Below are 7,023 nucleotides of genomic sequence, written 5' to 3'. Positions count from 1 at the left end.
TCATTGAGCAAGATCACCGTCATATTAAAGTAAGAAAGACAAGGTATCAAAGTATCAATACAGCAAAGAATACTTTATAAAAAGAACCGCAGGTCTCTTCAGATTTACGGATTTTCGCCATGCCACGAAATTAGCATCATGCTAGCAAGTTAAGTGAACACTGACATGATAAATTAGTGGTTAGCTATATTTTTTACTTTGCAACAGAACCGGAATAAGCATATATATTCAGGGTATATATAAGTAGTAGACATCTAAATAATAAGTAATAGGAGGCTGGTGTAGATGTTTAAAAATATATTATTACCCTATGATTTCGAAAATGATTTTAGTGCTATCCCTGACTGTTTAGAAAAAGTCACGGATGAAGATTCAGTTGTTGTAATTTATCACGTTGTAACAGAAAATGATCTTGCAATTAGTGTCAAATATTATAATAAGCATAAAAAAGATATTATTAGAGAAAAAGAAAAAAAACTCACTCCATTTTTACGTGAATTAGAAAAAAGAGATATTCAATATAAAATAGATGTAGATTTTGGGCATATTAAAGATACAATCTTAGAAAAAATTACTTCTGGAGATATAAATAATGGTGAATTTGATTTAGTAATTATGAGTAATCATAGAGTCGATTTGAATATTAAACATGTTTTAGGAGATGTTACACATAAGATTGCTAAAAGAAGTTCTGTCCCAGTACTAATTGTTAAATAAACATAAGAAGTAAGAAATTTATTGAAGTTGAGAAGAACCCTTAACTAAACTTGCAGACGAATGTCGGCATAACGTGAGCTATTAAGCCGATCATTCGATAAGTTTGGGGATTGTTAAGGGTTCCGAGGTTCAACGTCAATAAAGCAATTGGAATAAAGTAATTATTTAACATATTTTAACGTGTGTGTTATGATACGTTTGAACTATATTAAAATTGTAAATTTATATAATAATTTTTAATGTCTCTCTTTTCTCTTAGTAAGTTTATATATTCTTACTAAGAGATTTTTTTATGCTCTTTTTTAGGGGTTTAAAAACAAGTTGGAAACGAGTTTTTTCTTTTCTTGATTTAGCTCATATTTGCGTTTTAAGAGTTATAAAACTATTTTGGATATAAATATATATAAAATACCCCTAAATGCTCTAAAAAGTATCTAAAAATTACAAATAAGACTATTATAGTTTTTTATAATTTTTGTGAAAATAAAAATAGCCATTCTATATAAAAAGAATGGCTATGTGGGATGTCCACAGTGTAAATAATTAAGTATTATGAGAACGATAATACTTAATGAGTATGATAGTAAAAAAAGATTTCATTTATCTGGCTACTTAAATTTAAATATAAAAAATAAATAAAATCAATTAATATATCTAACTTTTATAGTGACAATATTATGACAATGTTTTTAATAGCATAAAAAGCAACCAATTTTAAAAACTGGTTGCTTTTTATTTATGAAAAAACGATATGCGATTAACTTTTACTTTTAGTAAATATAGTATGACGTTTTGGAGAATGTATATATATAAGAGCCATATTAATTTTAATAATAAATATGAGGTTCTGTAAAGTAATATCTTTTATTAAAAAAAGCACTCCATTATTTAATTATAATTAAATAATGGAGTGCTTTGAAATATAATCTATGTTTGTTTCACAAAAGTAAGGTTAAATTTGGAAACAATAAGACAATGGACATATATATTATAACATAGCATTTATGCCGAGAAAATTTTTGGTTGGAATTGGCGATGTGTTAGCTAACTAGGTTAGCGAGTTGGTTGGGAATTGAATTGGGATTAATCCCAAGAAAGTACCCACTCAACAACACATAACGCCCTGTAGGTTCCAACCAAAAAGCAATTGGAATAAAGCAATTATATTTTTTTTTATTTCTCAGTATGTTATGGTAAAAATATAAAATATCTCGATATTTACGAGTATATTTTATACTTTGGATCTTATACTCATTTTAAAATCGTTTTTCTCTTGCAACTTTTAGTGATTTTTAATTACTAAAAGTTGCTTAGTTTTTGGAAAAAATAAAATGTGTTAAAATAAAATTATTGCTTCGAAGAATGTGTATTATAGTTTGGATTAACTCTGTTATTTAAATAGCCTTTTGTTTTATCTCTTAGTTAAGATAATTGTTCTTACTAAGAGATTTTTTTGTACTCTTTTTTGGGCATTTAGAAACGAGTTGAAAACGAGTTTCTTCTTGTCTTGATACTATAAAAATAAGCAAAGATATAACATAAAATGACTTATCGGAAGTGGATATGCTTACGTGTTTACAGATGATATAATAATAGAGTCGCCTTAACTTCCGGCGGTATTTTTGACGGAAGGAGGTGCTTAATATGCTTATGATCTTCGTTCACATCATTGCACCAGTCATTAGTGGCTGTGCAGTTGCGTATTTTACTTACTGGCTTAGTAGTAAACGCAATAAATAGAAGGCGACGTTAAGCCGCATCAAAAAATCCCCTCACTACCGCAAATAGTGAGGGGATTGGTGCATATATGCATATAATCTTCGTTAAAGATATTATAACATCATAGTGGAGAAGAATGCAAAATTGATATTGCAGAAAAAGAATATTTTAAGTAACATCTCAAGAAATATTTATAGTTTCTAACTTTTCTTCAAAATCTGAGGATGATAACTCATCTACTATCTCATTTTTAACTAAAACGGTCTTTAAAGAAGTGAATCCTTTTCTATCTATATTAAGTCTGTTTTTAGTAGATTTTAAAACAGTACGATTGATAAAGTTGACGACGCTATCATCAAGTGAAAATACAAGTTGTTTTGATTCTTCAATATTAATCCATGCTGCTCCCATTTCATTTAAGCAATATAAGCTATTAAAGTAATTATGACTTAATAAAAATATAAAAAAGCAGTTATCATTTAATTGGGTTTTTATATAGTCATTAATATCTGCATCTCCTGGGATTCCTGTACTTTCAACTGAAGAACAAAATATTCTTTCTTTAGAGATTCCTAAACTTTTTAAAAAAACGACAATTTTTTGTGCTTGTTCTGAATCTAATTGGTTATGACTAATAAAAAAAGATGGTGATTTTAAATCTGATTCCTCCATGACTTCCTCCTTATAATCTTCTGATAACGATTCGTTAAGTTCAAAAAAATACTGATTTGTTTCTCTATTGTTCATACCTTTGGGTAATATGAAATTTTCTATAGGATATAATAAATTTTCTATTTTATTTTTGAATTCGAGATGTTCTTCAGGATGATAAACAAAATCGTTTGATTGAATTTTGTGTAAATTATCTTTATACCAATTTAAAATTCTAGTTAGTAAAGTATATATTCTGTAATAATTTATTGTGTTTTTTTTATATTCTTTGTCTAAATCTGCCGCATACGTAGCTCCTAAACATGACCCACAATAACTGGTTATTAAATCTTTGAGTTTAGAAGAATCATACTTGAATTCTTCTATATCAAATTTAACATTTTGCCATGCCTCTTTAATATCATCATTAATAATTAAACTATTTTCCATAGAACCTCTCCCAATCTTAGTAGCTACACTTCATTATACGAAAACTATTTTATCACTCTATATATCGTTGAACGGCTTACTCCTGTTTTTTTAGCAATTTCTTCACCTGTGAGCTTCTGCTCATCGTATAAAAATTTAATTTCTCTTTTCTTATAATCAGGTAATGAAGGTCTTCCACCTTTTCGGCCTCTTGCTCTTGCTGCTTCTAGTCCTTTTTTAGTTCGTTCACTTAATAAGTTAGCTTCAAGTTCGGCAAATGCACTCATCATTGTAAAGAACATTGTACCCATCGCATCTTTAGTTGATATGTTCATATCGACAATATATAAATCAATGCTGTTTTCATCGAACCATTGAGATAACTCAATTAATTGTTTCGTTGTACGTCCAAGACGATCTAGTTGGTTCTGTTGCAAACTTGAAAATCATATAATATAGATACAAAGAAATGAAAAATAATAAAATCCAACCGAATAATCTGTTGATACAATAGTATATAATTTACTGCTTTTGCATAACTTTGTATATTAATTTAACTTTGCAACAGAACCTGCAGTCACCTCTTTTTTGAGTTCAACGACATTTGCAAAATGTCGTAACGGTTAAGCGTTCAATTTGTAAGCATAACGTTCCATATAACAGCATACAAAGTAATGCATCAATTCATCAGCATTTAATGCCACCATCGTTAATTCTGCACCGCATGGCTTTGTATAGCGGACATAGTGGTATAAATCATCAAATAAGTCTTTTTTAGCCTGTTTATCGCTCATATTGAATACTTCGTGTATATTAAGTCCTTTTTCTTCTAATCTCTTTAAAATCACGCCGAAAACGAATGTGTTCATGTGTCATCACCCCACAATTTTTTAATATTCACATGAACACTAAAAAAAACCGATACATCGGCTTTTTATTTTTTGTTTAATCTAATATATTAGCGATGATAACTAATCCAAATCCACAAATCACCATTAGACCTATGCAAAAAACAGTTTTTTTAAATGTTCTCTCTTTAGCAGGTTTTGTGAACTCTGTAATTAAAAAACCTAATGCTGATAATGGAAAAACCACTATACCGATACCTAATATAGTTCCTAATATTTCTAAAAATTTCATAAAATCACACTCCTAGTCATAGTATACAGTAAAAGTTGTTTAATTATTCTTCCAATTTCCTATATAATCATGTTTTTAAATGTAATCTTTAAAGCAAGGTAATAGAATAATATAATAAGATTTTAATAAATAAATTTGGAACACAAATATCTCAATTTCTTTTTATTCTTTCCAGTCTTCTTCTAATGCTTTTCTAAATGCTTTTCTATCTTCTTCAAACTTAGCCTTTTCTTCTTCAGATAATTCTTCACTTGTATTTTTATCTGTTTTATTATGTAACCATTTAGGTGTTTTCTCTTTAGAAAATTGGACAATGTTATTTTTTTTACTACTTACTTTGAAATTTTGTGCTTGTTCTAAAGTTGTAATATTAGCATTTTTCCAGTTAGTTAAAACTTTCAATAAAAATTGTTTTGGACTAGATCCATTAATAGACGCATATTCAATAGCATAATTAATAATCTCATCATCAAAATATGAGAATAATTTCACTAATTCATTTTTATATGCTGGAGTAATATTAATAACTAATTCATTTTTAATTTTATCAATCAATATATTGTAACTACTACTACTGTTTTTTGTAATGTAGTGTGTATTATATTTATTGTGTATTATATTATCTGTACGTTTTGAACTGTTCACTTATGAACTGTTCATTTTGTACAGTAGGAGTTTTTACTTTCAAATCAAATCTTTCTAAACTTTCGCTATTATGATATTCTTCTAAATTTTTTATTTGTTCGTTAGTTATTGGAGTAACACTAAAGTAATAATAATAATCCAATTTATTACCGTTATGTATTTTAAATTGAATAATATACTTTGCGTCAACGAGTTCATTCCAAGCATTTTGTATTTGACGACGACCATTTTTTTCATAGCGATTATATAATTCTGTTTTGTGAATTTCCCAATTTTCTGGGTAACTTTGTAAATTACATAACAAACCTATTGCTTGTAATGATAAAGGTTTATTTTCTGTATTACTACGTTTTTTATCACATTGTTGTAATAATTCTCTAGGTAAAACTTCAAATGGTTTCTCACTATTGATATTTTTAATAATTGACATAATAAAAACCTCTTTCCTAAATTTAATTAATTTTAGCAAGAGGTAATAGACACTTTTTTCATTAGGTATTTTATACTTGAAGTTATTGCTTACTACATATATAATGTAATTACAACATAATAAAAAAAGACATTGTTTTGTCTTATCCTAATTGAAGCGTTTGAAGTGACTACTACCACTTTAGACTGAGCAACTATTCCAGTAGTTGCTTTTTTTGTATGTTTTTATAATATCATTTATTCGGCTACAATTAAACATATTTTCAGAATCTTTGATTTTGTTTCCTAGGTACTTAAACAAGTATTTTCATTTAATAAAAATATCAGTAAAAAAATTGAAAATAGTATCTCAAAATATTCCAATATATATTATGCTTTATTTGAAGATATCGAGAGTTTACGCAATAAAGATAAATTGATTAAAAGTTTTGAACAGTTTGAATTTTTTTACAATTTCTCTTTCTTCTTCAATCTTGATTTAAGATACCTACAGCTGCCTTGAGTTTATATATCAATAATTTTAAATATGATAAAAATATTGAAAATATTATTTCTCTAGCTAATCAATATGAAGAGACTTATCGCATTGAACATTATTGGCCTCATCCGTATAGTCAAGAGGCAAGACCTCCTTATGCATGGTGTCATGGGTCTCCAGGTATTATGTTAAATAGAGAAAAGAGTAATTATACAAGTAATGATAGAAAAAAATCATTGAAAAAATATTTGAAGAAGGTTTTTCTAGAACCCATTGCTTGTGTCATGGAGACTTAGGTAATGCGATGATATTAAAAGATATATTACCAACAAGTGAAAAAATGGGGAATATAATATTTGATATACTTAAAAATTTTAATGCTAAAGATCTAAAATGTGGAGTAGGAGAAGATATTCAAAGTATAGATTTATTAACAGGTTTGTCTGGTATTTCCTATGGATTGATATATTTAATGAATGATGATATTCCTAATGTTTTAAGATTAGAAATATAGAAGAAGGTGGTATTTGCTATGTTGAAGATTGACAGTCTATCAGTTAATTTGAAAAATAATAATATTCTTAAAGACATAAATTATAAATTTATAGAAAATACCGTTTATGGACTTTTAGGACCAAATGGTGCCGGAAAAACAACATTATTTAAATCTATCTTAGAAGTAATTGATTATTCTGGAAAGATAGAGTTCCAAAAAAATAAAAACATTGGTCACTTAATTGTGGACTGACCCCAATTAGTGGGAATGATATAAAAACACTTTCGTTGAATTCATATTAAAATGAATCATGCGGAGG

General features: G+C 27.5%; 8 protein-coding genes and 3 pseudogenes. 5 read left to right on the top strand and 6 right to left on the bottom strand.

Annotation, left to right across the window (positions count from 1 at the left end):
- From AC2FB1_RS10795 to AC2FB1_RS10785, 3 genes and pseudogenes are all read left to right on the top strand, one after another.
- Positions 1–153: pseudogene (locus tag AC2FB1_RS10795) on the top strand (IS6 family transposase); the annotation flags it as partial.
- Between the two features lie 132 nt (positions 154–285).
- Positions 286–717: a universal stress protein gene (locus AC2FB1_RS10790; protein ID WP_107639782.1), complete on the top strand. Its 432-nt coding sequence runs from the start codon at positions 286–288 to the stop codon at positions 715–717.
- Between the two features lie 1,644 nt (positions 718–2,361).
- A complete protein-coding gene (locus AC2FB1_RS10785) occupies positions 2,362–2,457 on the top strand; it encodes a type I toxin-antitoxin system Fst family toxin (protein ID WP_002441941.1) in 96 nt (31 codons plus the stop codon).
- Between the two features lie 159 nt (positions 2,458–2,616).
- On the opposite strand, the gene AC2FB1_RS10780 is transcribed toward AC2FB1_RS10785, so the two are convergent.
- From AC2FB1_RS10780 to AC2FB1_RS10755, 6 genes and pseudogenes are all read right to left on the bottom strand, one after another.
- The gene (locus tag AC2FB1_RS10780) at positions 2,617–3,537 is read right to left on the bottom strand and encodes a toll/interleukin-1 receptor domain-containing protein (protein WP_434176436.1); all 921 of its coding nucleotides are present in this window, start codon (positions 3,535–3,537) and stop codon (positions 2,617–2,619) included.
- A gap of 44 nt (positions 3,538–3,581) precedes the next feature.
- Positions 3,582–3,941, bottom strand: a pseudogene (locus AC2FB1_RS10775) (recombinase family protein); the annotation flags it as partial.
- A gap of 198 nt (positions 3,942–4,139) precedes the next feature.
- On the bottom strand, positions 4,140–4,385 hold the full coding sequence (locus AC2FB1_RS10770; protein WP_242276547.1) for a hypothetical protein: 246 nt from the start codon (positions 4,383–4,385) through the stop codon (positions 4,140–4,142).
- 76 nt (positions 4,386–4,461) lie between these two features.
- Positions 4,462–4,656 carry a hypothetical protein gene (locus tag AC2FB1_RS10765; RefSeq protein ID WP_153983483.1) on the bottom strand — a complete coding sequence of 65 codons (195 nt, stop codon included), beginning with the start codon at positions 4,654–4,656 and terminating at the stop codon, positions 4,462–4,464.
- A 162-nt stretch (positions 4,657–4,818) separates the two neighbouring features.
- Positions 4,819–5,211: a DnaD domain-containing protein gene (locus tag AC2FB1_RS10760; RefSeq protein WP_277951923.1), complete on the bottom strand. Its 393-nt coding sequence runs from the start codon at positions 5,209–5,211 to the stop codon at positions 4,819–4,821.
- 64 nt (positions 5,212–5,275) lie between these two features.
- Positions 5,276–5,731 carry a hypothetical protein gene (locus AC2FB1_RS10755; RefSeq protein WP_490675238.1) on the bottom strand — a complete coding sequence of 152 codons (456 nt, stop codon included), beginning with the start codon at positions 5,729–5,731 and terminating at the stop codon, positions 5,276–5,278.
- Positions 5,732–6,228: 497 nt separating this feature from the next.
- Between AC2FB1_RS10755 and AC2FB1_RS10750 the strand changes: the two are divergent.
- Together AC2FB1_RS10750 and AC2FB1_RS10745 are read left to right on the top strand one after the other, a co-directional pair.
- A pseudogene (locus AC2FB1_RS10750) lies at positions 6,229–6,722 on the top strand (lanthionine synthetase LanC family protein).
- An 18-nt stretch (positions 6,723–6,740) separates the two neighbouring features.
- Positions 6,741–6,956, top strand: a complete 216-nt coding sequence (locus tag AC2FB1_RS10745) for an ATP-binding cassette domain-containing protein (RefSeq protein WP_490675237.1) — start codon at positions 6,741–6,743, stop codon at positions 6,954–6,956.
- Positions 6,957–7,023 lie beyond the last annotated feature (67 nt).

This window comes from Staphylococcus sp. CoH_129_LAB_1 (genome assembly GCF_058191515.1).
Note: the sequence above shows the minus strand (reverse complement) of the source record. Positions and strands in the feature narration are given on the sequence as shown.

Bases quoted from the DNA above. Each gene is read 5' to 3' on its own strand.
- AC2FB1_RS10790 (WP_107639782.1), top strand. From the start codon at position 286: ATGTTTAAAAATATATTATTACCCTATGATTTCGAAAATGATTTTAGT.
- AC2FB1_RS10785 (WP_002441941.1), top strand. From the start codon at position 2,362: ATGCTTATGATCTTCGTTCACATCATTGCACCAGTCATTAGTGGCTGT.
- AC2FB1_RS10780 (WP_434176436.1), bottom strand. From the start codon at position 3,537: ATGGAAAATAGTTTAATTATTAATGATGATATTAAAGAGGCATGGCAA.
- AC2FB1_RS10770 (WP_242276547.1), bottom strand. From the start codon at position 4,385: ATGAACACATTCGTTTTCGGCGTGATTTTAAAGAGATTAGAAGAAAAA.
- AC2FB1_RS10765 (WP_153983483.1), bottom strand. From the start codon at position 4,656: ATGAAATTTTTAGAAATATTAGGAACTATATTAGGTATCGGTATAGTG.
- AC2FB1_RS10755 (WP_490675238.1), bottom strand. From the start codon at position 5,731: ATGTCAATTATTAAAAATATCAATAGTGAGAAACCATTTGAAGTTTTA.
- AC2FB1_RS10745 (WP_490675237.1), top strand. From the start codon at position 6,741: ATGTTGAAGATTGACAGTCTATCAGTTAATTTGAAAAATAATAATATT.